Origin of the sequence: Paraburkholderia sp. J12 (assembly GCF_905220215.1) — a bacterium.
Lineage (GTDB): Bacteria > Pseudomonadota > Gammaproteobacteria > Burkholderiales > Burkholderiaceae > Paraburkholderia.
On record NZ_CAJMZC010000001.1, the window covers coordinates 239,545 to 266,031 of the forward strand.

18 protein-coding genes and 2 tRNA genes are annotated in these 26,487 nt (G+C 66.2%); 10 read left to right on the plus strand and 10 right to left on the minus strand.

The window, feature by feature from the left end; genetic code table 11:
- Window positions 1-29: 29 nt before the first annotated feature.
- Together U5760_RS01125 and U5760_RS01130 are read right to left on the minus strand one after the other, a co-directional pair.
- Window positions 30-2,111 (minus strand): 3-hydroxyacyl-CoA dehydrogenase NAD-binding domain-containing protein, encoded by a 2,082-nt coding sequence (locus U5760_RS01125; protein WP_322009010.1) that lies wholly within the window; start codon window positions 2,109-2,111, stop codon window positions 30-32.
- A 256-nt stretch (window positions 2,112-2,367) separates the two neighbouring features.
- The gene (locus tag U5760_RS01130) at window positions 2,368-4,056 is read right to left on the minus strand and encodes a 3-(methylthio)propionyl-CoA ligase (protein WP_322009011.1); all 1,689 of its coding nucleotides are present in this window, start codon (window positions 4,054-4,056) and stop codon (window positions 2,368-2,370) included.
- A 153-nt stretch (window positions 4,057-4,209) separates the two neighbouring features.
- On the opposite strand from U5760_RS01130, the gene U5760_RS01135 reads away from it, so the two are divergent.
- From U5760_RS01135 to U5760_RS01155, 5 genes are all read left to right on the plus strand, one after another.
- Entirely contained in the window at window positions 4,210-5,820 is a 1,611-nt protein-coding gene (locus U5760_RS01135; RefSeq protein ID WP_322009013.1) for a protein adenylyltransferase SelO, read from the plus strand.
- 119 nt (window positions 5,821-5,939) lie between these two features.
- Window positions 5,940-6,359, plus strand: coding sequence for a peptide-methionine (R)-S-oxide reductase MsrB (gene msrB, locus U5760_RS01140; protein ID WP_322009015.1), 420 nt, complete (start codon window positions 5,940-5,942; stop codon window positions 6,357-6,359).
- A gap of 112 nt (window positions 6,360-6,471) precedes the next feature.
- Entirely contained in the window at window positions 6,472-7,005 is a 534-nt protein-coding gene (locus U5760_RS01145; protein WP_322009016.1) for a septation protein A, read from the plus strand.
- Window positions 7,002-7,313 carry a BolA family protein gene (locus U5760_RS01150; protein ID WP_322009017.1) on the plus strand — a complete coding sequence of 104 codons (312 nt, stop codon included), beginning with the start codon at window positions 7,002-7,004 and terminating at the stop codon, window positions 7,311-7,313. The genes U5760_RS01145 and U5760_RS01150 overlap by 4 nt, the downstream gene beginning before the upstream one ends.
- Before the next feature lie 62 nt (window positions 7,314-7,375).
- The gene (locus U5760_RS01155) at window positions 7,376-8,155 is read left to right on the plus strand and encodes a peptidylprolyl isomerase (RefSeq protein ID WP_322009018.1); all 780 of its coding nucleotides are present in this window, start codon (window positions 7,376-7,378) and stop codon (window positions 8,153-8,155) included.
- Between the two features lie 89 nt (window positions 8,156-8,244).
- On the opposite strand, the gene U5760_RS01160 is transcribed toward U5760_RS01155, so the two are convergent.
- Both U5760_RS01160 and purL read right to left on the minus strand, forming a co-directional pair.
- A complete protein-coding gene (locus tag U5760_RS01160) occupies window positions 8,245-9,369 on the minus strand; it encodes a Fic family protein (protein ID WP_322009019.1) in 1,125 nt (374 codons plus the stop codon).
- A 167-nt stretch (window positions 9,370-9,536) separates the two neighbouring features.
- The gene (gene purL / locus U5760_RS01165; protein WP_322009020.1) at window positions 9,537-13,613 is read right to left on the minus strand and encodes a phosphoribosylformylglycinamidine synthase; all 4,077 of its coding nucleotides are present in this window, start codon (window positions 13,611-13,613) and stop codon (window positions 9,537-9,539) included.
- A 408-nt stretch (window positions 13,614-14,021) separates the two neighbouring features.
- On the opposite strand from purL, the gene U5760_RS01170 reads away from it, so the two are divergent.
- The 3 genes from U5760_RS01170 to pgi all read left to right on the plus strand — a co-directional run bounded on the left by U5760_RS01170 (window position 14,022) and on the right by pgi (window position 18,944).
- Window positions 14,022-15,317, plus strand: a complete 1,296-nt coding sequence (locus tag U5760_RS01170; RefSeq protein WP_322009021.1) for an NAD(P)/FAD-dependent oxidoreductase — start codon at window positions 14,022-14,024, stop codon at window positions 15,315-15,317.
- Window positions 15,318-15,449: 132 nt separating this feature from the next.
- Complete coding sequence (locus tag U5760_RS01175) at window positions 15,450-17,072, plus strand: NAD(P)H-hydrate dehydratase (protein ID WP_322009022.1); 1,623 nt, start codon at window positions 15,450-15,452, stop codon at window positions 17,070-17,072.
- Window positions 17,073-17,324: 252 nt separating this feature from the next.
- The gene (pgi, locus tag U5760_RS01180) at window positions 17,325-18,944 is read left to right on the plus strand and encodes a glucose-6-phosphate isomerase (RefSeq protein WP_322009024.1); all 1,620 of its coding nucleotides are present in this window, start codon (window positions 17,325-17,327) and stop codon (window positions 18,942-18,944) included.
- 47 nt (window positions 18,945-18,991) lie between these two features.
- Here the strand turns inward: pgi and U5760_RS01185 are convergent, their stop codons facing one another.
- On the minus strand, window positions 18,992-19,714 hold the full coding sequence (locus tag U5760_RS01185) for an ABC transporter ATP-binding protein (protein WP_415914015.1): 723 nt from the start codon (window positions 19,712-19,714) through the stop codon (window positions 18,992-18,994).
- Window positions 19,715-19,720: 6 nt separating this feature from the next.
- Between U5760_RS01185 and U5760_RS01190 the strand changes: the two genes are divergently transcribed.
- Together U5760_RS01190 and U5760_RS01195 are read left to right on the plus strand one after the other, a co-directional pair.
- On the plus strand, window positions 19,721-20,434 hold the full coding sequence (locus U5760_RS01190; protein ID WP_322009027.1) for an arylesterase: 714 nt from the start codon (window positions 19,721-19,723) through the stop codon (window positions 20,432-20,434).
- Between the two features lie 153 nt (window positions 20,435-20,587).
- Window positions 20,588-20,935, plus strand: coding sequence for a hypothetical protein (locus U5760_RS01195; RefSeq protein ID WP_322009028.1), 348 nt, complete (start codon window positions 20,588-20,590; stop codon window positions 20,933-20,935).
- 131 nt (window positions 20,936-21,066) lie between these two features.
- Here U5760_RS01195 and U5760_RS01200 read toward each other — a convergent pair whose 3' ends face one another.
- The 5 genes from U5760_RS01200 to lon all read right to left on the minus strand — a co-directional run bounded on the left by U5760_RS01200 (window position 21,067) and on the right by lon (window position 26,437).
- On the minus strand, window positions 21,067-23,010 hold the full coding sequence (locus U5760_RS01200; RefSeq protein ID WP_322009029.1) for a SurA N-terminal domain-containing protein: 1,944 nt from the start codon (window positions 23,008-23,010) through the stop codon (window positions 21,067-21,069).
- A 111-nt stretch (window positions 23,011-23,121) separates the two neighbouring features.
- Window positions 23,122-23,198 (minus strand) — tRNA-Asp (locus tag U5760_RS01205).
- A 64-nt stretch (window positions 23,199-23,262) separates the two neighbouring features.
- Window positions 23,263-23,338: transfer RNA gene (locus tag U5760_RS01210), tRNA-Val, on the minus strand.
- 109 nt (window positions 23,339-23,447) lie between these two features.
- The gene (locus tag U5760_RS01215) at window positions 23,448-23,774 is read right to left on the minus strand and encodes an HU family DNA-binding protein (protein ID WP_322009984.1); all 327 of its coding nucleotides are present in this window, start codon (window positions 23,772-23,774) and stop codon (window positions 23,448-23,450) included.
- A 233-nt stretch (window positions 23,775-24,007) separates the two neighbouring features.
- On the minus strand, window positions 24,008-26,437 hold the full coding sequence (gene lon / locus U5760_RS01220) for an endopeptidase La (RefSeq protein WP_322009030.1): 2,430 nt from the start codon (window positions 26,435-26,437) through the stop codon (window positions 24,008-24,010).
- Between the last annotated feature and the right edge of the window lie 50 nt (window positions 26,438-26,487).

Consider the following 26,487-nt stretch of genomic DNA (forward strand, 5'->3'; position numbering starts at 1 on the left):
GCGATGCTGATGCGCCTCGCGTCAGCGACTCAGTTGAAGGTGCCGCCCGTTTCCGCGCGCTCCGTGAGCGACGGCGCAATTGCCCAGGCGTCGCCGTTGGGTTGCGCCGCGTAGCCGCGCATCGCGCGCGCCACGTTGTAGAGGCCCACCGTGTCCGCGTAGAGCATCGGGCCGCCGCGCCACAGCGGGAAGCCGTAGCCGGTCAGATAAACCATGTCGATGTCCGACGCCTTCGAGGCAATGCCCTCTTCGAGGATCTTCGCGCCTTCGTTCACGAGCGCGTACACGAGGCGCTCGACGATCTCCTGGTCGCTGATCTTGCGGCGCGCAATGCCCGCTTCCTTCGAGTACGCGACGATCATCTCGTCCACGAGCGCCGAAGGCAGTGCACTGCGCTCGCCCGCCTTGTAGTCGTACCAGCCCGCGCCGGTTTTCTGGCCGTAGCGGCCGGACTCGCACAGGCGGTCGGCGATCTTCGAGTACTTCATGTCCGGCTTTTCCTGATAGCGGCGCTTGCGGATCGCCCAGCCGATATCGTTGCCCGCGAGGTCGCTCATGCGGAACGGGCCCATGGCGAAGCCGAACTTCTCGATCGCGCGGTCCACCTGCGCGGGCAGCGCGCCTTCTTCGAGCATATAGAGCGCCTGGCGCACGTACTGCTCGATCATGCGGTTGCCGATGAAGCCGTCGCACACGCCCGACACCACGGCCGTCTTGCGGATTTTCTTCGCGACCTGCATGACGGTGGCGAGCACGTCCTTGGCCGTGTCCTTGCCGCGCACGACTTCGAGCAGCTTCATGACGTTGGCAGGACTAAAGAAGTGCATGCCCACCACGTCCTGCGGACGCTTCGTGAAGGCGGCGATCTTGTCCACGTCGAGTGTCGAGGTGTTCGAGGCGAGGATCGCACCGGGTTTCGCGACCTCGTCGAGGCGCTTGAACACCTGCTCCTTCACGCCCAGCTCTTCGAACACGGCTTCGATGATGAGGTCGGCCTGCTTGAGGTCGTCATAGGAGAGCGTCGGGCGGATCAGCGCCATGCGCGCTTCGAGCTTCTCGGCCGTGAGCTTGCCCTTCTTGACCTGGGCTTCGTAGTTCTTGCGGATCGTCGCGAGGCCGCGGTCGAGCGCGTCCTGCTTCGTTTCGAGCAGCGTGACCGGCAGGCCTGCGTTGAGGAAGTTCATCGTGATGCCGCCGCCCATCGTGCCCGCGCCGATCACGGCCACTTGCTGGATGTCGCGCGTGGGCGTGCTCGAAGGCACATCGGGGATCTTGCTCGCGGCGCGCTCGCCGAAGAACGCATGGCGCAGCGCATGGCTTTCCGGCGTCTGCACGAGTTCGACGAAACATTCGCGCTCGTATGCGAGACCTTTATCGAAACCTTCCTTCACACCGGCCGCCACGGCATCGACGCACTTCAGCGGCGCCGGATAGTTCTTCGACATCGCGCCCACGGTGTTGCGCGCGAACTGCAGGTAGCCTTCGGCATTCGGATGCTCGATCTTGCGATTGCGCACGAGCGGATGCGGGCCCGGCTTGTCGGCAGCCTTGCGTGCGAAGGCAATGGCTTCCTCGAGCAGATCGCCTTGTGCGATGGCATCGAAAAGACCCGTGCCGGCCAGCTTCTCCGAGAGCACCGGCGCGCCGGTCACGATCATGTTGAGCGCGGGCTCGAGGCCGAGCGCGCGCGGCAGGCGCTGCGTGCCGCCGGCGCCGGGCAGGATGCCGAGCTTCACTTCGGGCAGCGCGATCTGCGCCCCCGGTGCGGCGACGCGGTAGTGGGCGCCGAGCGCGAGCTCGAGGCCGCCGCCCATCGCGACGCTGTGAATGGCCGCGACCACGGGCTTGGCGCTCTTCTCGACTTCGCTGATGACGGTGTGGAGCGTGGGCTCCTGGGTCGCCTTCGGCGTGTTGAATTCGGTGATGTCGGCGCCGCCGGAGAAGGCCTTGCCGGCGCCCGTGATGACGACGGCCGTGACGGCCGGATCCTGCGCGGCGCGGGCGATGCCTTCGACGATCCCGGTCCGGGTGGCATGCCCCAGGCCGTTGACGGGCGGATTGTTGAGCGTGATGACGGCGACGCCGTCGCGAGTCGTGTAGTCCACTGCCATTTGCCTGCCTCCATACTTTCGGGCCGCGTTGTGCGTCGCCGGCTTCATTGTCCGACAATCCCGGTCAGCAGGCAGAATACACAAAAAAGAACGTTCGTTCCATTTTTTTCGACGATTTCCCCGGATCGGCGGGCCTGGGGTTTTCACGGTCGCGCGGCAACGCGTATCGGAGTGGCAAGGAAAAACGCAGCCCAAACGCTGCGTTCATGTGATGCGCCGCCCGTGCGTGCCTGCTGTGTGTGCGTGTAGTGCGCGCTCAGGCCGGGTCGTGTCCCGCCGGCGCGTTCATGGGGCAGGATGCCTCGGCGGCGAGCGCCGTCGGCAGGACGTAATCGTGGAACTGCTCGCGCAGCTTGAGCTTTTGCAGCTTGCCTGTCGCCGTGTGCGGCAGCGATTCGACGAACACGACGTCGTCGGGTTGCCACCACTTCGCGACCTTGCCCACGTAGAAAGCCAGCAGTGCCTCGCGCGTGACTTCGGCGCCCGGTTTTTTCACCGCGACGATGAGCGGCCGCTCGGTCCAGCGCGGGTGCGCGCAGGCGATGCACGCCGCCTCCGCAATCGCCGGGTGCGCCACCGCGACGTTCTCCAGATCGATGGAGCTGATCCACTCACCGCCCGACTTGATCACGTCCTTGCTGCGGTCGGTGATGTGCAGGAAGCCGTCGGGATCGATGGTGGCCACGTCGCCGGTCGGGAACCAGCCATCCACGAGCGGCGTGCCGCTCTCCTGCCGGAAATAGTGCTCGATGACCCACGGCCCGCGCACGTGCAGATCGCCGAACGCGACTCCATCCCAGGGCAATGCCTGCCCATCGGGCCCGACGATCTTCATATCGACGCCGAAAATCACGCGTCCCTGCTTTTCCAGCAGCGCGCGCCGGGCGTCGGGCGGCCGCTGCGACTGCTCCCAGTTCAGCTTCGCGAGCGTGCCGAGCGGCGACATTTCCGTCATGCCCCACGCGTGGATCACGTGCACGCCGTAGTCGTCCTCGAAGGCGCGCAGCATGGCGGGCGGACACGCCGATCCGCCGATCACCGTCCGCTCGAGCGTGGAAAAACGCACGCCGGCCTCGCGCAGATGAGCGAGCAGACCGAGCCACACGGTGGGCACGCCGGCCGAGCAGGTCACGCCCTCGTTTTCCATCAACTCGTAGAGCGACTTGCCGTCGAGATCCTTGCCCGGCAGCACGAGCTTCGTGCCGTTAAGCGGCGCCGCATGCGGCAGGCCCCAGGCATTCACATGAAACATGGGCACGACAGGCAGGATCGCATCGCGCGATGAGAGTCCCATCGCGTCGGGCAGCGACGCGCCGTAGGCGTGCAGCACCGAAGAGCGGTGCGTGTAGAGCGCGCCCTTCGGATTGCCGGTCGTGCCGGAGGTGTAGCAGAGATTCGAGGCGCTGCGCTCGTCGAGCACCGGCCAGGCGTACTGGCCGTTCTGCGCGTCGAGCAGCGTCTCGTAGCAGAGCACCGGCGTGCGCATGTCGGGCCGGTGCGATTCGGCGGCAAGCGCGATCCAGCCGCGCACGTTCGGGCACTGCGGCGCAAGCACATCGACGAGCGGCGCGAACGTGAGGTCGAAGAGGACGTACTGGTCGTCGGCGTGATTGATGATCCAGGCGATCTGTTCGGGAAAGAGCCGCGGATTGATCGTGTGGCACACGGCGCCGAAACCGGTCACGCCGTAGTACGCCTCCAGATGCCGGTAGCCGTTCCAGGCCAGCGTGCCGATGCGCTCGCCTGGCGCAACACCCAGCGCGATCAGCGCCTGGGCCAGTTGCTTCGAGCGGGTTTCGCACTCGCGGTAGGTATAACGATGAAGGTCGCCTTCGATGCGGCGCGACACGATCTGCGTGTCGCCGTGATAACGCGCCGCATGCGCGATCAGCGACGACACGTTGAGCGGCACGTCCATCATCTGTCCCAGCAGCGGCGCAGTCATCGTGGGGGGTCTCCTCGCGCGGAATGTCTGTTCTAATGCCTGTTTTCGATCGATCCGGCGACCGCTCCGGCCCGCCCGGCCAAAGCCCCGGCGGGTGTCCAGCACGCCGGCTGGCGCGGATTTACAATATCGGCTATTCAACAGGCGCTCAATATGTCGTTTTCACCAGGCCTAACCGACCCCACGGCGGACTCCGCCGCCTTGCACGAGGCCGCCGGCGGCCCGCTCGCCAATCTCGAACGCGCGCTCACCGCCGCGCGCGAAGACGCGTTCTCCTCGCTCGGCACTACGTTTCTCACGCGCCTGCCGGCGGCGCCGCTGCCCGATCCTTACCTCGTCGGCTTGTCTGCCGACACGGCCGCGCTGCTCGGCATCGATCCCGCGCTGGCCGCCGATCCCGCGTTCTCTGCCGCGTTTGCCGCGTTCTTCGCGGGCAACGCCACGCGTGAACGCTCGCCCGCCGTCATGTCGTATGCCTCGGTCTATTCGGGCCACCAGTTCGGCGTGTGGGCCGGCCAGCTGGGCGACGGCCGCGCGCTCGGTCTCGGCGAGCTGGAACACGCGGGACGACGCAACGAGCTTCAGCTCAAGGGCGCGGGGCGCACGCCCTACTCGCGCATGGGCGATGGCCGCGCGGTGCTGCGCTCGTCGATCCGCGAGTTCCTGTGTTCGGAGGCCATGCACCACCTCGGCATTCCGACCACGCGCGCGCTTGCGGTAGTCGGCTCGGATCAGCCGGTGCGGCGTGAAGAGATCGAGACGGCCGCGGTCGTCTCGCGCGTTTCGCCCAGCTTCGTGCGCTTCGGCCACTTCGAGCATTTCTACGCGAACGACAACGTCGCCGCGCTGCAGGCGCTCGCCGATCACGTGATCGGCCGCTTCTACCCGCATCTGCGCGAAGCCGACGATCCGTATCTGGCGCTGCTCGACGAAGCGGTGCGCAGCACGGCGGCGCTCATGGTCGAATGGCAGGCCGTGGGCTTCTGCCACGGCGTGATGAACACGGACAACATGTCGATCCTCGGCCTCACGATCGACTATGGCCCGTTCGGCTTCATCGACGGCTTCGACGCCAATCACATCTGCAACCATTCGGATACGCAGGGCCGCTACGCGTACCGCATGCAGCCGCAGATCGCGTACTGGAATCTGTTCTGTCTCGCGCAGGCGCTGCTGCCGCTCTTCGGCCTGCAGCGCGAGGAAGCGGACGAGAAGACCCGCGGCGAGCGCGCGGTGGCCGACGCGCAAGCCGTGCTCGAACGCTTCAAGGGGCATTTCGCCCCGGCGCTCGAAGCGCGCATGCGCGCGAAGCTGGGTCTCGAAACAGCGCGCGAAGGCGACGATGCCCTGTCGAACCGCCTCTTCGAAGTCATGCACGCGAACCGCGCCGATTTCACGCTGACGTTCCGCCATCTTGCCGGCCTCTCGAAACACGACGCCCGGCACGATGCGCCGGTGCGCGACCTGTTCCTCGACCGCGCCGCCTTCGACGCCTGGGCGAACGACTATCGTGCTCGCCTTCAGCAAGAGCCGCGCGACGATGCAGCGCGCGCCGCGGCGATGAATCGCGTGAATCCGAAATTCGTGCTGCGCAACCACCTCGCGCAAACGGCGATCGAGCGCGCCGCGCAGAAAGATTTCAGCGAAGTGGAGCGTCTCGCGCGCGTGCTTGCGCGCCCGTTCGACGAACAGCCCGAGCATGCGGCCTATGCGGCGCTGCCGCCCGACTGGGCGAGCTCGCTGGAAGTGAGCTGCTCCTCGTGACGCTCCGTGGCCGCCCGATCGTTGTGTTGTCCCGCATCGGCGCGGCCCTCTTCCCCACTCGCGCCTCCGAAGCGACCGACTTCGGAGGACACCCCCGGGACCACTACAGGAACCCCACCATGAGCCAGGACGATCACAACTCCCCCGACTACCCCGGTCACAAGGACGATGCCGAGTGGCGCAAGCAGCTCTCGGAAGGCGAATACCAGGTGACGCGCCATGCGGCCACCGAGCGCGCCTTCACGGGCCGCTACTGGGACCACTGGGACCGCGGCGTGTACGACTGCGTATGCTGCGGCGCGCCGCTCTTCGAATCGGACACGAAATTCGACGCCGGCTGCGGCTGGCCGAGCTACTTTCGCCCGATCAACGGCGAAGTGATCGAGGAGCGCACCGACCGCACGCACGGCATGCTGCGCATCGAAGTGCGCTGCAAGAATTGCGGCGCGCATCTCGGCCACGTGTTCGAGGACGGCCCGGCGCCGACCGGACTTCGGTATTGCATCAATTCGGCTGCGCTACAATTCGAGCCCAAGTGAGTGCGGGACGTCGCGGGCGCGGCGCTCCGTTTTGGGGCCGCTCCCGGCGTCGCCTCTGCGATCACCGCGGTGACCGCCGCGGCAGCTCTTTTTGCAAATATTCAGGCCGATAATGAAATTCCTGTTTGATCTGTTTCCGATCATCCTGTTCTTCGTTGCCTTCAAGCTGTGGGGCATCTATACGGCCACGGCCGTGGCGATCGTCGCCACGCTCGTGCAGATCGCGTGGGTGGCGTTCCGCCATCGCAAGGTCGATCCCATGCTGTGGCTGTCGCTTGGCATCGTCGTCGTGTTCGGCGGCGCCACGCTCGTGCTGCACGACGAAACCTTCATCAAGTGGAAACCCACCGTGCTCTACTGGGCCTTCGCGGTGGCGCTGCTCGGCGCGCAGCTCGGCTTCAACAAGAACCTCATCGAAGCGATGATGGGCAAGCAGATCACGCTGCCGCACCGCATCTGGACGCAGCTGAACCTCATCTGGGCGATCTTCTTCGTGCTGCTCGGCCTCGTGAACCTGTTCGTCGCGTTCCACTTCTCCACCGACGCATGGGTCGATTTCAAGCTGTTCGGCGCAACGGGCATCCTCGTGGTGTTCATCGTCGGGCAGAGCCTGTGGCTTTCGCGTTACATCAAGGAAGAGGAATGAGCGACGCCTTCCTGAACGCAAGCCCCGCCGGGCGCATGGCGCTGATCGAATCGCGCCTGAATGCAGCGCTCGCGCCGGTGGCCTCGATCTCGGTACGCGACGACAGCGCCCAGCACGCAGGCCATGCCGGCGCGGCTGCGGGCGGTCATTACAGCGTAACGATCGTGGCCGCGGCGTTCGCGGGGAAAGCCCGCGTGGCAAGGCATCGCATGGTGTATGATGCGCTGGCCGAAGCGATGCAGCGCGGCATTCACGCACTTGCGATCACGGCGCTCACGCCCGAAGAAGCCGCAGCGCTGCCCCGGTAGCCCACTTTCCAGTTAGCCCTTTTTAGTTGCCCTTTGGGTTTGCTCCCTGTTAGGACTTTCCGATGACCTTGAAGAAGACCCGTCTCTGGGTGTTGCTGGCTGCGTGCGCGGCGGCTCCCGCATTCGCGCAGAACATCGCCGTCGTGAACGGCACGCCGATTCCCAAAGCACGCGCCGACGCGCTGATCGACCAGCTCGTCCGTCAAGGCCAGCAGGACTCGCCGCAGCTCCAGCAAGCGGTGCGCGAAGAGCTCGTGAACCGCGAAATCCTCATGCAGGAAGCGATTCGCGAAGGCATTCCGAACCAGCCTGACGTGAAGGCGCAGATCGCCGTGGCCCAGCAGACGGTCGTGCTGCGCGCGCTGATCGACAACTTCGTGAAGAACAACCAGCCGACCGACGCCGAAGTCAAGGCGCGCTACGACCAGTTGACGAAGGACGCAGGCGGCAACGAGTACCACCTGCACCACATCCTCGTGGACAACGAGCAGGAAGCGAAGGACCTGATCGCCAAGATCAAGGCCGGTGCGAGCTTCGAGGACATCGCGAAGCAGTACTCGAAGGACCCGGGTTCGGCGAAGAACGGCGGCGACCTCGACTGGTCGGATCCGAAGGCTTACGTGCCGGAATTCGCCGATGCGGCCACGCATCTGCAGAAAGGCCAGATGACCGATACGCCGGTGCACACGCAGTTCGGCTGGCACATCATCCGCGTGGACGACATCCGCCCGGTCACGCCGCCGCCGCTCGAGCAGGTGCGTCAGCAGATCGTCCAGCAGATCCAGCAGGAAAAGCTGCAGGCGTTCGAAGAGAATCTGCGCAAGCAGGCGAAGATCCAGTAACGCGCGTTGCGTGTGGCCGGGATGAAAGACCCCGCGCTCTTGAAAGGCGCGGGGTTTTTTCATGGTGCGGCCGGTTTCACGAGAGGCCGCTACTTCGGCAGATCGTTCAGCTCGTAGCTGGTACTTCGCCCTCCACCTTCCGTTTTTCGCAGCACACCGCGCACAAGCAAATCGTTGATGTCGCGCAACGCGGTATCAGGCGAACATTTGGCAATGGCGGCCCATTTGCTGCTGGTGAGTTTGCCGTCAAAACCATCGAGCATCCTGTTGAGCAGCTTCACCTGCCGTTCGTTGAACGACATCGTGGCCCAGTGATTCCAGAAGCGCGCTTTGGTCAGCACTGCATCGAGCGTGAGCTGCGCGTGATCGACCGCGCGATGCAGCACATCGAGGAACCAGAGCAGCCATTCGGTGACATCCAGCGCCCCCCTCTGCGTTCGTTCCAGGATGTCGTAGTAGGCTTTGCGCTCCCGCTGGATTTGCGCCGACAGGCTATAGAAACGCTGCTGGCTGCCGTCCGCGCGTGCGAGCAGCAAATCGCCGATCGCTCGGGCAATCCGGCCGTTGCCATCGTCGAACGGATGCAGCGTGACGAACCACAGATGGCCAAGGCCGGCCCTGATCAACGGCGGTTCTTCAGGCGGACCATTGACCCAGTCGAGAAAGCGGCTGGTTTCCCCTTCTAGCCAGGTCGCGGGCGGCGCCTCGAAATGGACGCGCTGGCGCCCGAAGGGCCCCGACACGACCTGCATGGGCCCGCGCGCATCGTTGCGCCAGGCGCCCACGTCGATACGCGACAGACCCGAGTAGCCTGTCGGGAACAACGCAGCGTGCCAGCCGAACAGGCGCTCCCGCGTGACCGGCAACGGGCTGTTGAACGTGGCATCGAGCACCATCTCGACGACGCCTTCAACGTGGCGATCGACCGGCGCCAATGCGCCGATATCCACGCCGAGGCGCCTAGCAATCGACGAGCGGACCGACTGGATATTGAGGTGTTCCCCTTCGATCTCGCTGGTTTTGACGACGTCGTCCGTCAGGGCTGCGAAACTGGCCTGATCGCGAAGCGCCATGCCGACATCGGCCAGCCGCCCCATCAACATCCCCTGGGCACGACTGGCTTCGGCCATCGGTTCAGCCAGACTGGCCAGATCGAAGCGCCAGGCCGGCCAATCGCTGGCCTGCCAGATGTAGGTGTAATCTCCGCTATTCATGCGGAGATTATGACCCGCATTCTCCGCATGGACAAGTTATTCTCCGCATATTTTGCGGAGAATAGTGGCGCTATTCCCCGCATGACCTTCCTGTACCGGAGCTTGGACAACAAAAAGCCGACCCGCAGGTCGGCTTCTTCTACCTCGCGCTCATAGCGAGCCGGGCCTTACCCCACCCACTTGCGCGCATTGCGGAACGCCTGCATCCACGGACTCGCCTCGCCCCACGCCTCGGGGTGCCAGCTCATCGTCACCGTGCGCTGCACGCGCTCCGTGTGCGGCATCAGCACTGTGAAGCGGCCGTCCGGCGTCGTGACCGACGTGATGCCTTGCGGCGAGCCGTTCGGGTTGAACGGGTAGGCTTCGGTCGCCTGACCGCGGTGATCGACGAAACGCATCGCCACGGCTACCTTCGAGGCGTCGCCCTGCTGCGAGAAGTCCGCAAAGCCTTCGCCGTGCGCGACCGCCACCGGAATGCGCGAACCTTCCATGCCGGCGAAGAAGATCGACGGCGAGCTCTGCACTTCCACGAGCGAGAAACGCGCTTCGAACTGCTCGGACTTGTTGCGCGTGAACTTCGGCCAGGCGTCGGCGCCCGGGATCATCGAGGCGAGGCTCGACATCATCTGGCAGCCGTTGCAGATACCGAGCGCGAAAGTGTCCTGGCGCGCGAAGAAGGCCGCGAACATGTCCGCAAGCTTCGCGTTGAAGCGGATCGTCTTGGCCCAGCCTTCGCCCGCGCCCAGCACGTCACCGTACGAGAAGCCGCCGCAGGCCACCGCGCCCGCGAAGTCGGCCAGCGTGGCGCGGCCTTCCAGCAGGTCGCTCATGTGCACGTCGTGCGCGTCGAAACCGGCGCGGTCGAACGCATACGCCGTCTCCAGATGCGAGTTCACGCCCTGCTCGCGCAGGATCGCCACGCGCGGACGCTTGCCGGTCGAGACGAACGGCGCGGCGATGTCGTCGGCCGGGTCGAACGTGAGGTGCGGCTGCATGCCGGGGTCGGCGGCGTCGAGCAGCGCGTCGTATTCGGCATCGGCGCACGCCGGGTTGTCGCGCAGGCGCGCGATGCGCCAGCTCACTTCGCTCCACACGCGTTGCAGTTCGCTGCGCGGCGCTTCATAGATGCGTTTGGCGTCGCGATAGATTTCGATCGCGTCGCGGTTGTTCAACTGGCCGATCACGTGCGAGCACGCCGACAGGCCATGCTCGCGCAGCACGGCGAACACGGCGTCGCGCTGTTGCGCCGGCACCTGGATCACGGCGCCGAGCTCTTCGGAGAAGAGCCCGCGCAGCGTGCGGTCTTCGCGGCGGCCGCTCGTCTGCTTTGCCCAGTCCTTCGCGTCGCCGTAATCGGACTCGTGGTCGGCGTCGAGCGTGAGCATGTCCACGTTCAGCGAGACGCCCGTGTGGCCCGCAAACGCCATTTCGCACACCGTCGCCCACAGGCCGCCGTCCGAGCGGTCGTGGTAGGCGAGCAGTTGCTCGTTCGCGTTCAGTTGCTGGATCGCCGTGAAGAACTGCTTGAGGTCCTCGGCGCTGTCGACGTCGGGCACTGCATCGCCCACCTGCTGCGTGACCTGCGCGAAGATGCTGCCGCCGAGGCGGTTCTTGCCGCGGCCCAGGTCGATCGCGATCAGCACCGTTTCACCCGCTTCGTCCGGGCGGCGCAGTTGCGGCGTGAGATGGCGGCGCACGTCTTCGACCGGCGCAAACGCCGAGATGATGAGCGACACCGGCGCGACCACTTCCTTCGCCACACCCGCGTCGTTCCACTTCGTGCGCATCGAGAGCGAATCCTTGCCCACCGGAATGCCGATGCCAAGCGCCGGGCACAGCTCCATGCCGATCGCCTTCACGGTGTCGTACAGCGCGGCGTCCTCGCCGGGCGCGCCGCACGCGGCCATCCAGTTCGCCGAGAGCTTGAGCTTGTCGAGCGAGAGAATCGGCGCCGATGCGATGTTCGTGATCGCCTCGCCCACGGCCATGCGGCCCGATGCGGGCGCATCGATCACGGCGAGCGGCGTGCGCTCGGCCATCGTCATCGCTTCGCCCTTGTAGCCGGCGTAGTCGAGCGTGGTGATCGCGCAGTCCGCCACCGGCACCTGCCACGGGCCCACCATCTGGTCGCGCACGCTCGTGCCGCCCACCGAACGGTCGCCGATCGTGATGAGGAAGGACTTGCTGCCGACAGTCGGATTGCGCAGCACGCGCTTCGCGACTTCGTCGAAAGCGACGCCGGTCACGTCCACGGGTACGAGCGGCGTGCTGGTGTGCGTGACGTCGCGGTGCATGCGCGGCGGCTTGCCGAGCAGGATGTCCATCGGCATGTCGACGGGCTGATGGCCGCCGTTCGCGGCGAGCGCCTTTTCGTCGGTGTCGACGAGCTTCAGTTCGCGCTCGGCCGTCGCGACGCCGACCACGGCGAACGGGCAGCGCTCGCGCGCGCAGATCGCTTCGAACATCGGCAGATCGGCCGGCGCGATCGCGAGAACATAGCGCTCCTGCGATTCGTTCGACCAGATCTCGCGCGGCGAAAGCCCCGACTCTTCGAGCTGGACCTTGCGCAGTTCGAAGCGCGCGCCCTTGTTTGCGCCGTCGACGAGTTCGGGGAACGCGTTCGAGAGGCCGCCCGCGCCCACGTCGTGAATGCTCAGGATCGGGTTGCCTTCGCCCAGCTGCCAGCACGCGTTGATGACTTCCTGCGCGCGGCGCTCGATTTCGGGGTTGCCGCGCTGTACCGAGTCGAAGTCGAGCTCGGCCGTATTGGTGCCGGTGGCCATCGAGCTCGCCGCCCCGCCGCCCATGCCGATGCGCATGCCCGGGCCGCCGATCTGGATCAGCAGCGAGCCTTCGGGCAGGTCGTTCTTGTGCGTATGCTGCGCGCTGATATTGCCGATGCCGCCCGCGATCATGATCGGCTTGTGGTAGCCGCGCACGGTACCGGCCACGTTCTGCTCGTAGGTGCGAAAATAGCCGCCGAGGTTCGGGCGGCCGAATTCGTTATTGAACGCGGCGCCGCCCAGCGGGCCGTCGATCATGATCTGCAGCGGCGAGGCGATGCGGTCGGGGCGGCCGTAGGCGTCGCCCGTCTGCGCCGGATTGCGGTGCGCGAGCGGCGTGGCGGCGTCGCGGGCGTTTTCCCAGCTTTCGCGCGCATCGGGCAGTTCGAGATTGGAGACCGTGAAGCCCGTGAGACCAGCTTTCGGACGCGCGCCGCGGCCCGTTGCGCCTTCGTCGCGGATTTCGCCGCCCGAGCCCGTCGCGGCGCCGGCGAACGGCGAGATCGCGGTCGGGTGGTTGTGCGTCTCCACCTTCATCAGCGTGTGCGTGAGTTCGGTGTGGCGGCCGTATTGCTCAGCGGGCGCATCGGCCGCGCCGGACTTGCGCGGAAACCAGCGCTCGGCGACCGCGCCTTCCATGATCGCGGAATTGTCCGAGTACGCGACGATCGTGCCCTGCGGGTTCAGCTTTTCGGTGTTGCGGATCATCGCGAAGAGCGAGAGATCCTGCTCCTTGCCGTCGATGGTCCACGTCGCGTTGAAGATCTTGTGGCGGCAGTGCTCGCTGTTGGCCTGGGCGAACATCATCAGCTCGACGTCCGTCGGGTTGCGCTCGAGCTTCGTGAAAGCGTTCACGAGGTAGTCGATTTCGTCGTCGGCGAGTGCGAGGCCGAGTTCGCCATTGGCCGTCTCCAGCGCCGCGCGGCCGTGGCCGAGCACGTCCACCGTCTGCATGGGCCGCGCCGGCAGTTCGTCGAAGAGATGCAGCGCGGTGTCGCGCGAGGCCGCCACGCTTTCGGTCATGCGGTCGTGCAGCGCCGCCGCGACGGCCGCATGCGCTTCGTCGGAGAGCGTCTTCTTGCCGCCCAGCAGCCCCGACTTCAGCACGACCGTGTATTCGACGCCGCGCTCGATGCGGCGCACGTGTTCGAGGCCGCAGTGACGGGCGATGTCGGTCGCCTTGCTCGCCCACGGCGACACCGTGCCAAAGCGCGGCACGACGAGGAACGTCGCCGCGCTGCCGCGCTCCTGCGGGGCCGCGAACGGCGCGCCGTAGTGCATGAGCGCTTCGATCTTCGCGCTGTCCTCAGCGGTGAGCGGCGTGGCCGAATTGACGAAATGCAGATACTGCCCATGGACGCCGACGATGTTGGCGTCGATACGCTGAAGCGTTTCGAGGAGGCGGGTCTGACGGAAGTCGGAGAGGGCCGAAGCACCGGGGAAACACGAGAAGTGGGCCATGGACTGGGGCGTTGCGTCGAAGTTGCGCGAAGTTGCGTCGCGAAGTTACGTCGCCGGGTTGCGTCGGGCAAAGCGCCTCGCGCGGCGGCAATCGCGAACGAGGCGATGCGTCGCGCGCGGGAGCGACGTCAGGCGTAAGGGAGACCGCGATTATAACCCGGAAGGGCCGCTGCGGCCGACCCTGAGGGCCGCTTTCCGGCCCTGGGCAACGGCTTGCCCGCCGCGCGAGCGGCCGTTTTAGCCGCCGCGCGCATGGCGAGGCGCCCCTTTTGGCTGCTATCATTGCGCGTTTCACCCGATCGGCGCGCGGCTCCAGAAAACGGAACCGGAAAGGCGCGCCGCACGCCCCACCCCGGCACGGCGCCTTTTCCTGCATTGGCGCGCCGCCTGCCTGCAGATCGTATCGTCATGGATGTCATCGTCATTGGCGGCGGAATCGCCGGCGTCGCCACCGCCTACCAGCTGCGCGCGGCGGGCCATCGTGTCTGCGTCGTCGAGCGCCACGCCACGGTCGCGCAAGGCGCCACCTACGGCCATAGCGGCATCGCGCTGCCTACCCCACTCGACGTCTGGTTCGGCCCCACCTTCCTGCGCGACGGCCGCCAGTCCTCGGGCGGCGTGATCTGCAAGACGGGTTTTGGCGGTCAGGCGCGCGCGTTCGTCAAGCGCCTCGGCGCCCTGCACGGCGCCGAGGCCTTCGAAGCCCGCTACGCCCTGCTGCGCCCGCTGATCGAGTCGGCGGAAAATCTGCTCGTCGACGCCGAAGGCCGCTTCCAGCTCGAATACGAGCAGCGCGAGGGCCTGCTGTACCTCGTGCGCGGCAACGACGAATGGGCGCTCACGCAGCCGGCGCTCGAACTGCTGCGCCGCTTCGAGGTGCCGCATCACGCGATGAGCGCCGCCGAGTGCAGCGCGGTCGAACCGAATCTGCCGGCCGATCCGCCGTTCGCGGGCGGCGTGCGCTTTACGGCCGGGCGCGTGGCGAACTGCCCGCTGTTCGTCAAGCAGCTCAAGCAGGTACTCGATGCGCAGGGCGGCGTGCAGTTCCAGACCGGCCGGGAAGTGAGCGCGATCCGTCTGGAAAGCGGCCGCGCGGCCGTCGAGCTCGCGCGGCGTCTGCCCGAAGAGGCGCGCTCGCGCGACGTGGAGGTGATTTCCGGCGACGCCGTGGTGGTCGCCGCGGGCGCGCAAACGCCGAGCCTTCTCGCCTCGCACGGCATCAAGCTGCCGCTCTATCCGTTGCGCCTGCATACGCTGAACGCACCCGTCGCGCACGAGGAGTGCGTGCCGCACCACACGATCGTCGATGCGGCGAAGCGCATCGCGATCACACGCATGAACCACCGGCTACGCATTTCGGGCGGCGCGGTGCTGCTGCGCGCGCGCCAGGTGGACGAGCCGCTGCCCGAGGCGCTCACCGAAGACGCGCTCGCGCTCCTCGGCGAAGCCTCGCGCGACTGGGCGCCGGGCGCGGCGCGCATTTCGGCCGCGCTCGCCTGGGAAGGCATGAAGCTGCTCTCGGCCGATGGTCTGCCCACGGTCGGCAACGCCGGGCATCCGCGGCTTTTCGTCAACGCGGGCCATGGGCCGGCGGGCTGGGCGCTCGCGCTCGGCACCGGGCGGCTCGTCGCGCAGCAGGTCTCGGGCGAGATGCCCGATCTCCCGGCCGAAACCGTCGAGGCGCTGCGGCCCGATCGCGGCTAGTCGCGGGCGCGGGCGGTCCGCGGTTCTGCCGGCGGGTCTCGTCCTTTGCCTGGCTGCGGGCGCGCGAGCCGCACCCCTGCGCGTGACGGCTCGGGTATCGTTGCACTATCGATACCCTGCTTCGCTGTCGCCATGCCCGATACGCCGCTTCCCGTTTCCTCCGGCCTGCCCGTTCTCTTCACGCCCCACGACCGGGCCGTGCCGCTCCTGACGGTCGCAGAACTGCGCACCGCCGAAACCGCCGCGCAAGCCGTCCTGCCGCCCCATACGCTGATGGCGCGCGCAGGCGCCGCCGCCGCGCGCTTCCTGCTCGAACAGATCGCCCATGCGCCCTCGCCGGCTTGTGCACGCCCCGTCTGGCTCGTGGCCGGTCCGGGCAACAACGGCGGCGACGCGCTTGTCATCGCCACCGAACTGCATCGGGCCGGCGTGCCCGTCGAAGTCTGCATGCCGGTCGAGGTCAAGGCCGCCGATGCGCGCTGGGCGCTGGAGCAAGCCCGCGCGGCAGGCGTACCGGTCGGCGTTGCTCCGCCGGGCACATTCGACGGCTACGGCTGGCTCGTGGACGGCATGTTCGGCATCGGCCTCGCCCGAGGGCTCGAAGGCGTATTCGCCGATCTCGCGCTGCGCCTCTCGGCGCGTGCCCAGCGCGACGGCCACGTGCTGGCGCTCGACGTGCCGAGCGGCCTCGACAGCGATACCGGCAACGTCGTAGGTACGGGCCCCGCCGTGCGGGCGACGCACACGGTCGCGTTCATCGCGGCCAAGCCCGGCCTGTACACGGGAGCAGGTCGCGATTACGCAGGGACGGTGAGCGTCGCGCCTATCGACCTCGGAGCGGGCCTGGAAGCGGACCCCGAAGCGGATCTTGAAGCCGGCATCGACGCCGCTACCGATTCCCAGCCCGTCCGGCTCAACGCACCCGCACTCTTCGCCGCGTCGCTGCCCGCGCGGGCCTTCGCAACGCACAAAGGCACCTACGGCACGCTGGCCGTGATCGGCGGCGACATGGGCATGTGCGGCGCGCCGATCCTCGCGGCGCGCGCCGCGCTGCTGACGGGCGCGGGCAAGGTCCACGTGGGATTCCTCGGCAGCGACGCGCCGCCCTACGATCCGCCGCATCCGGAACTGATGCTGCATGCTGCGGGCAGGCTCGCGCTCGACGCGCTCGATGCCGTGGCGGCGGGCTGCGGAATGGGCGGCAGTGCCTCGGCGCGCAATCTCGTCGACCAGATCCTGCAACTGGAAACGCCCGTCCTGCTCGACGCCGATGCGCTCAATCTCGTCGCCCGCGACGAGGCGCTCGCAGCACGCGTATCCGCGCGCCGCACGCCCTGTGTGATCACTCCGCATCCGCTGGAAGCTGCGCGTCTCCTCGGCACCGACACGGCCACGGTGCAGCACGACCGCCTTGCCGCCGCACGCGCGCTCGCGGCGCGCTTCGCGGCGGTAGCGGTGCTCAAAGGCAGTGGCACGGTCATTGCGGCGCCGGACGGCCGCGTCGTAGTCAACCCGACCGGCAACGCGGGCCTCGCCACCGGCGGCACCGGCGACGTGCTCGGGGGCATGATCGGCGCCCTGCTCGCGCAGCGCCTGCCGCCGTTCGAGGCGGCACTGGCGGGCGTCTGGCTGCACGGCCTTGCCGCCGACACGCTGTGCGCCGAAGGCACTGGTCCCGCGGGCCTCACGGCGGGAGAACTGGCACCCACTGTCCGGCGGCTGATGAACCGCTTGTTCTATCCGCCGCATGCCTGACGATACCGCACGGCCGTGCGCTGGAGCCGTGCGCGGGATACGGCAGCCGATTAATTGCAGCCGATAAAGCGCGCGATCGGGCGCCGCGCATCGGCACAACGGCTCGCGCAGGTCCGCACGAGACCGCTATACTGATTCACCGCGCGGCCCGTAATGCAACGGACGCGGGTGCGCCTCCCTGCGGCACGTGCCGGCCTTCGAAGGCCTCGGCACGTCCGCTGTCTTTCATGCGTTCTTCCCCGCCAGACGAACATGACGAATCCCCTCCCTGCATGGTCCGCCCTAGAGGCGCATTACGAACAGATCCGCAACGAACGCCTGCGTGACTGGTTCGCGCCCGCCAACGACCCGGCACCCACTCGCGCCGAACGCTACACGTTCGCGGGCGGCGGCCTCGCGGCCGACTTCTCGAAGAACCGCATCAACGACGCCACGCTGAAGCTGCTCGTGCAGCTCGCGCGCGAAGCGGGTGTCGAGGCGCGCCGCGACGCGATGTTCGCAGGCGAGATCGTCAATCCGACCGAAGGCCGCGCGGCGCTGCACACGGCGCTGCGCGCGAGCGAACCGGACGCGCCCTTCCATGCGCAGATCGTCGCCGAAAAAGCGAAGATGGCGAAATTCGCCGACGCCGTGCGCAGCGGCGCCTGGACCGGCTATACGGGCAAGCGCATCCGGCACGTGGTGAACATCGGCATCGGCGGCTCGGATCTGGGACCGAAGATGGTCGTGCACGCGCTCGATCATCTCGCGACGCCTGAGATCACGTCGCACTTCGTTTCCAACGTCGATGGCGCGGATCTGTGGCGCGTCATCAAGGACATCGACCCGGAGGAGACGCTCGCGATCATCGTCTCCAAGACCTTCACGACGCTCGAAACCATGACGAACGCACGCTCCATGCGCGACTGGTTCGTCAAGCACGGCTGCCCCGAAGCGGCGCTCGCGAAGCACTTCGTGGGTGTGTCGGCGAATCCCGCCGAGGTCGTGAAGTTCGGCATCGCCAAGGACAACGTGTTCGAGATGTGGGACTGGGTGGGCGGCCGCTATTCGCTGTGGTCGGCCGTGGGCCTCTCGATCATGATCGCGATCGGACCGCAGCAGTTCGACGAACTGCTCGCCGGTGCGCACGACATGGACAAGCACTTCCGCGAGGCGCCGCTCGAAAAGAATCTGCCGGTGCTGCTCGGCATGATCGGCATCTGGTATCGCAACTTCTTCGGCTCGCAGAGCTATCTGGTCGCGCCGTATTCGGAAGCGCTCCACTATCTGCCCTCGTACCTGCAGCAGCTCGAAATGGAGAGCAACGGCAAGTCGGCGCGGCTCGACGGCCAGTTCGTCGATTACCCCACTGCCGCCGTCACCTGGGGCGAGCCGGGCACCAACGGCCAGCACGCGTTCTTCCAGATGCTGCACCAGGGCCCGACGATCGTGCCGATCGACTTTATCGCCGTGCTCACGCCCGAGCATCCGCTCGGCGACCATCAGTCCAAGCTGCTCGCGAACTGCTTCGCGCAAAGCGAGGCGCTGATGCTCGGCCGCACCGAGGAAGAGGCGCGCAAGGTGGCGGGTCCGGACAAGCCCGAGCTCGTTGCGCACCTGGTGTTCCCCGGCAACCGCCCGACCACGACGCTACTCGTCGACGCGCTCACGGCGCGTTCGCTCGGCGCGCTGATCGCGCTCTACGAGCACAAGGTGCTGGTGCAGGCTTCGGTGTGGGACATCAATCCGTTCGATCAGTGGGGCGTCGAGCTCGGCAAGATACTCGGCAAGGTGGTCGAAGCCGATCTCACGGCCACGCCGGGCGACGTCAAGCAGCACGATTCGTCGACGGCCGCGCTGATCGCGCGGGCGCGTGCCGTGCTCAAGCGCTGAGGTAAGGGGGCATGACGGCGTGCGCCCGATGCGCACGCCTTGTCGGCCTAGCGCCCCGCTTCCACCTGACCGGGCACGGCGTCGCCGTGCATGACGCGGCGCCCCGCCTCGATCGTCACGACGGTGTCGCAACGGCGCGCGAGGTCGATGTCGTGCGTGACCAGCACGAGGGTCGCGCCGGTCGCGCGATTCATCTCGAACATCAGGTCGATGACCGCGCGGCCCGTGGCCGCGTCGAGACTGCCGGTGGGTTCGTCGGCGAAGAGGATCGAGGGCCGCGTGACGAACGCGCGGGCGAGCGCCACGCGCTGCTGCTCGCCGCCGGAGAGCAGCTTCGGATAGTGGCTCGTGCGCTGGCCCAGCCCCACGCGTTCGAGCAGCGCGCGCGAACGCGTGAACGCCTCGCGCGCGGACATGCCGCCCTGCAATTCGAGCGGCAGCGCGACGTTTTCGAGTGCAGTCAGATGCGGCATCAACTGAAACGACTGGAACACGAAGCCCACCGCGCCGTTGCGTAATGCCGCGCGCTGATCCTCGGCCATCCCGGTCAGCTCCTGGCCCAGTAGCCGAACCGAGCCCGCGCTTGCGCTGTCCAACCCCGCGAGCAGCCCGAGCAGCGTGGATTTACCCGAGCCCGAGGCGCCGATGATCGCGACACTGCTGCCGGCCGTGACGGTGAGGTCGATACCGTCGAGAATGGTGAGTTCGCCGGTGGCGTCGGTGACGCGCTTGCTCAACCCCCGTACTTCGATGACTGGATCGCTATTCATTCGCACATGATCAAGCACAGGTTAACCGTCAAGGCGCTTCGCGGCGCACCGTCCGCCGCACGCATGCTGCTTGCCGCGTCATTCGTGGCGGGACTCGCGCTCCTGTCCGCCGCGGGTCGCGCCGCCAACCCACCCGCCAATGCTCCCGACGCCGCGAAACCGCTGATCGTGGTGCTGGGCGACAGCCTTTCCGCCGAATACGGCCTGCCGCGCGACACAGGCTGGGTCGCGCTGATGCGCCAAAGGCTCGCGAGTGAGCGAATCGATTATAGCGTCGCGAACGCGAGCATCAGCGGTGACACCACGAGCGGCGGCCTCGCGCGCCTGCCGCTCGTGATGCAGCGCCTGAAGCCTTCGATCGTGATCGTCGAGCTGGGCGCCAACGACGCGCTGCGCGGCGTGCCGCTCGCCACCACCGACAGCAATCTGCGCGCCATCGTCGCCGCCATCCGCAAGGGCAATGCGCGGCCAATGCTGGTGGGCATGTACGTGCCGCCCAATTACGGCCCCGACTACACGCAGAAGTTCCACGGTCTCTACGGCCAGCTTTCGAAGGAGCTGGACGTGCCGTTGGTGCCGTTCCTGCTCGCCGGCCTCGCCGACAAACCCGAGCTTTTCCAGTCCGACCAGATGCATCCCACCGAGCAGGCACAGTCTTTGCTGCTCGATAACGTATGGCCGACGCTCAAGCCGCTGCTTGCCAGCGGCGCCAGGCACTGACCGGTATCGGCGCAGTCTGGCACCCACCCGCCCACGCTGACGGTTGCGCGAAAACGCCCCGGCAGCCGGGGCGCGAGCGGCCGGCCATCGATTGCTCGCTGGACAAGCGGCATTCGTCCTGTTCCGACCGACCCTGACTGGAGGGAGAAAAGCGTGAAATATTTACCTCTTATTCTCGTAACGGCAGCACTGGGCGCCTGCGCCAACCAGCCGATACCGAACGGCGCGCAGTCCGTCGGCACGAGCCAGCAACCGCCGGCGGCCGTTGCGCAGTGCATTTCGCAGAAGTGGGCCGATCGCTCGCAGCAACAGGTCGTATCGCAAACGATGCTTGCGAACGATCAGGCGATGGACGTCTATGTGCCGGGCCAGCAGCCGCCTAACGGTGCTGCGGCGGTCATCCGGCCGGCCTGGTCCGCCAACAGCAAGACCTGGGTGGGTTTCCGCTCCGGAGGCGGTGCAGGCGGCGACGCCACGAGCGATATCAGCGCCTGCCTCTAGAACCCTGCTGGTTTGCCGGGCGCAGTTCCGCGCCTTTTGTGCGTCTTGCGTTTCTCACTCAACGCGCCATCAAGCAAAAAAGCCCCGCGAAATTTCGCGGGGCTTTTTTGCTGCTGCGTCAGAACCGGGGGTTATTGCCCGTCCGGATCGCCGGACTGTCCGGCCGGACCGAGCGAGCCGTAATACTTCACCTTCGAGCGATCGCGCAGCGCATCGAGATACGCCTGCAACTGCGACTGCCCGCCCACCTGTGCGAGCTGCTGCTGCGCGGCGGCGAGGCGCGTGCCATCGACAGCGAGGCCGTTCGTGACCGAATTCACGCGATAGATCGCGTAGCCGTCGTTGCCCAGATCCACGCCGACGTACGCCGGCAGCTTCTGCGCATCGGCCTTGAAGACGGCCGAGAGCGCGGCGGGCGGCAGCCCCTGGGCATCGTTGCGCGAGACCTTGAGCGCCGACGAGAAACCGTCCGTCGCCTTCGACTTCTGCAGCTCGGCCAGCTTCGCCTCGCCTTCCTTCTTCGCGAGATCGGCGGCCTGCTGCGCCACCACCTTCTGACGCACGGCGTCCTTGACTGCGGCAAACGCCGGCGTCGCCGCGGGCTGGTAGCTGGTGACGTGCGCCGAGATCAACGTGCTGTTGCCGACATCGATTGCCTGGGTGTTGTTGTGCTGGTTCACCGAGTCGTTCGCGAACACGGCGTCGAGGAACTTCTGGTTGTTCAGCGGGCTGTCAGGCGGCAACGTGGCATTCGGCTTCGGCGTGACGGTGGCCGTCTGGATCGTCAGCTTGTACTTGTCGGCGGCGGGCTGCAGGCTCTTCGACTGCTCATAGACGAGCGAGGAAAAACCGTCGGCGTCGTCGGCGAGCAGCTTCGCGGCCTGCTGCGTCTTCACGTCGTTCAGGATCGAAGCCTTCACGTCGTCGAAGGGTTTCGTCACCGCCGGCTTGATGTCCGTGAGCTCGACGATGTGATAGCCGAAGTCCGACTGGATCACGTCGCTGATTTCGTCCTTCTTGAGCTTGAACACGGCGTCGTCGAACGCCGAGCCGCCCGCGATCATGCCGCGGCCGAAGTAGCCGAGGTCGCCGCCCTTCGCTGCCGAACCCGGATCCTGCGATTCCTTCTGCGCGATCTGTGCGAACTGATCCGGATGCGCCTTCACTTCGGCGAGGATCGACGCGGCCTTCTGCTTCGCCGCATCGCGGTCGGCCGCGCTGGCGTCCTTCGGCACAGCGATCAGGATGTGGCTCGCGCGCACTTCTTCGTCGGTGCGGTACTTCGCGATGTTGTCGTTGTAGTACTGCTTGAGATCGGCATCGCCCGGCTGCACGCCGGCCGCGACCGTGGCCGCCGACAGCACCAGATACTGGATCTGCGCCGTGGCAGGCGTCGCGAAGTCGCTCTTGTGCGCGTCGTAATAAGCCTGCAGTTGCGCGTCGGTCGGCTGGACCTTCGCCGCATAGTCGGTCGTGCGGAATGCGAGACCCTGCACTTCGCGCTGCTGCTCGGAGAGCGACATGAGTTGCTGCGCGAGCGACTTCGGCGTGAACGCGCTGCCGATCACGGCGCTCGGCAACTGCTGCATCGCGAGGCTGTAGCGCACGCGCTCGTCGTACTGCTCGGGCGTCATGCCCTGCATCGCGAGCAGCTGCTTGTAGCGGTCGAGGTCCATCGTGCCGTCGGGCTTGCGCAGCGACGAGATCACGGGATCGGCCAGCAGCGTGCGGCGCACGGCGTCGTCCGATGCCGTGAGATGCAGACGCTGCGTTTCGTCGACGAGCACGCGCTGCTGGATCAGGCCGTCGAGGATGTCCTTGCGGTGCTGCGGGGTATCGAAGAGACTGGCGTCGAAGTTCGCCCCCATGATCTGGCGGGCCTGGTCGAGCTGCTGACGCGCTGCGCCGTCGTACTCGACGCGGGTGATCTTGTGGCCGTTGACGCTGGCGACGTTCGCACTTTCGTCGAAAAAGCCGCGGAAACCTTGTATGCCGACGAAGCCGAGCCCTGGCAGCACCACCAGGAGCAGCATGAACATCATCAGGCGTTTGTGATTGCGGAAAAAGTCGAGCATGCTTGAAAGAGCAAGAAGAGCGCCTAAAAACGGAACGCCCGATATTACCTCAGCAGACAATAAAAAAGGCGAACCGCAGTTTGCCTTCGGTTCGCCTTCCTGAACGGATCCTGGCGGAGCGGACGGGGCTCGAACCCGCGACCCCCGGCGTGACAGGCCGGTATTCTAACCAACTGAACTACCGCTCCGTGCGGTGACTTGCTGCGTGCGCTGCCGGTGCTTGTCGCAACCTGCGAACGCCGAACCGGAAACTGGTGGGTGCTGAGAGGCTCGAACTCCCGACCTACGCCTTGTAAGGGCGCCGCTCTACCAACTGAGCTAAGCACCCAGCTTCACGATTCCTGTACTGCTCCTGCTGTACTACCTGCTTTTCAGCATTCCCGCCGGCCCGCGCATCCCGGTTTTTCTACCCGGGCGCTGCTCAACCAGCGAGCCCGCTAGTTTAGCGCATCTTTGAGCGCTTTACCAGGCCTGAATTTCGGGACCTTGGCTGCCTTGATCTTGATCGCATCTCCCGTGCGCGGATTGCGGCCCGTGCGTGCCGTGCGCTTGCCGACGGCGAACGTGCCGAAGCCGACCAGCGTGACCGATCCTCCCTTCTTGAGCGTGCCCTTGACGCCGCCGATCACGGCATCGAGTGCGCGCCCCGCGGCCGCTTTCGAGATGTCGGCCTGCTGCGCGATGTGGTCGATCAATTCCGTTTTATTCATTCCAGCCCCCGAGAATGTGTTTGGGCAATCGTTATGGCGCTGCTTGCGCCGGATAGTGGAACAGACAGAAACAAACAGGAACAGACAGCCCGGCAGGACGCCGGGCCCCGCTCATTTAACGAGGCCGAAACCACGGTGTCAAGCGGGATTCAGCCTGATTGGGCGGGGCTTTCGAGGGAAGCTTCAGTACCGTCACGCAAGGTCGGCACGCAGCGGCAAGGCATAAAAAAACCCGCGGGCAAAGCCGCGGGTTTTCGGGGTGTCCGGCTGATCCGGAGACAGCAACTTCAGTGCTTGACCACTTCGGTCGTCGCGCCGGCGTCCTTCGACTCGGCCACGGGCGCCTTGGCGTCCTCGGCCTTCACTTCTTCTTCCGGCAGGGCCTGCGGCACCCGTTCGAGCGCGAGTTCGAGCACCTTGTCGATCCAGCGGACCGGCACGATTTCGATCGCGTTCTTCACGTTGTCGGGAATCTCGGCGAGATCCTTGACGTTCTCTTCAGGAATCAGCACGAGCTTGATGCCGCCGCGATGCGCCGCGAGCAGCTTCTCCTTCAGGCCGCCGATCGGCAGCACTTCGCCGCGCAGCGTGATCTCGCCCGTCATCGCGACATCGGCGCGCACCGGAATGCCCGTGAGCACGGACACCAGCGCCGTCGTCATCGCGATACCGGCGGACGGACCGTCCTTCGGCGTCGCGCCTTCGGGCACGTGAATGTGGATGTCCTGCTTCTCGAACGCCTCGTCCTTGACACCGAGGCGACGCGAACGCGAGCGCACCACCGAACGTGCCGCTTCGACCGACTCCTTCATCACGTCGCCGAGCGAACCCGTGCGGATCACATTGCCCTTGCCGGGCATGACCGCCGCTTCGATCGTGAGCAGATCGCCGCCCACTTCCGTCCACGCGAGACCCGTGACCTGGCCGATCTGGTTTTCCTTCGCGGCCAGACCGAAGTCGAACTTGCGCACGCCGAGGAAGGTGTCGAGGTTGCCGCTGTCCACCGTGACGGCCTTGTCGGCCTTCTTCAGCAGCAGCATCTTCACGACCTTGCGGCAGATCTTCGACACTTCGCGCTCGAGCGAACGCACGCCCGCTTCACGCGTGTAGTAGCGAATGATGTCGCGGATCGCGCCTTCGGTCACCTCGATCTCGCCTTGCTTCAGACCGTTGTTCTTCTTCTGCTTGGGCAGAAGATAACGCTGCGCAATGCTGACCTTCTCGTCTTCCGTATAGCCCGAGAGGCGGATCACTTCCATCCGGTCGAGCAGCGGCGGCGGAATGTTCAGCGAGTTCGACGTGGCGACGAACATCACATCGGAGAGGTCGAAATCGACTTCGATGTAGTGGTCGGCGAACGTGTGGTTCTGTTCCGGATCGAGCACTTCGAGCAGCGCCGACGACGGATCGCCGCGGAAATCCATGCCCATCTTGTCGACTTCGTCGAGCAGGAAGAGCGGATTGCGCACGCCGACCTTCGTGAGGCTCTGCAGGATCTTGCCCGGCATCGAACCGATATACGTGCGACGGTGGCCACGAATCTCGGCCTCGTCACGCACGCCGCCCAGCGCCATACGCACGAACTTGCGGTTCGTTGCGCGCGCAATCGACTGCCCGAGCGAGGTCTTGCCGACGCCGGGGGGCCCGACGAGGCACAGGATCGGCGCCTTCACCTTGTCCACGCGCTGTTGCACCGCGAGATACTCGAGAATGCGTTCCTTCACCTTCTCGAGACCATAGTGGTCCTCGTCGAGCACGGCTTCGGCGTTCGAGAGGTCGTTGTTGACCTTGCTCTTCTTGCGCCACGGCAGGCCAATCAGCGTGTCGATGTAGTTGCGCACGACAGTGGCTTCGGCCGACATCGGCGACATCAGCTTGAGCTTCTTGAGCTCGGCGTCGGCCTTCTTCTTGGCTTCCTTGGGCATGCGCGCGGCGGTGATGCGCTTCTCGAGCTCTTCGAGATCGGCACCCTCTTCGCCTTCGCCCAGTTCCTTCTGGATGGCCTTGACCTGCTCGTTCAGGTAGTACTCGCGCTGGCTCTTTTCCATCTGGCGCTTCACGCGGCCGCGAATGCGCTTCTCCACCTGGAGAATATCGATTTCGGCTTCGAGTTGGGCGAGCAGATGCTCCAGACGCTCCACGACCGGGAACATCTCGAGGATGTGCTGCTTCTGGTCGAGCTTGAGCGGCAGGTGCGCGGCGATGGTATCGGCAAGACGACCGGCCTCGTCGATGCCCGACAGCGAGGTCAGGATCTCCGGCGGGATCTTCTTGTTCAGCTTCACGTACTGATCGAACTGCGAGACGATCGCGCGGCGCAGCGCTTCGGTTTCGGCGCCGTCGGCGTGATCGGGTTCGAGCGGCAGCACTTCGCACGAAAACTGCGTTTCCTGCTCTTCGATCGAGAGGGTTTTCGCGCGCTGGAGGCCCTCGACGAGCACCTTTACCGTGCCGTCGGGCAGCTTGAGCATTTGCAGGATGTTTGCAACGCATCCCACTTCGTACATATCTTTATCGGTCGGCTCATCCTTGGCGGCAGTCTTTTGCGCGACGAGCATGATGTGCTTGCCGCCTTCCATTGCCGCTTCGAGGGCCTTGATCGATTTCGGTCGGCCCACGAAAAGGGGAATCACCATATGCGGGAAGACTACGACGTCTCGCAGCGGCAGCAGCGGGAGCGTGGTGCGTTCCGGCGGAAGGAGTTGGGTTCCTGACATTTCATTTCCCCATGAGTGGAATCAGTTCGTTCGGTAAGTGAGGCCTGAAA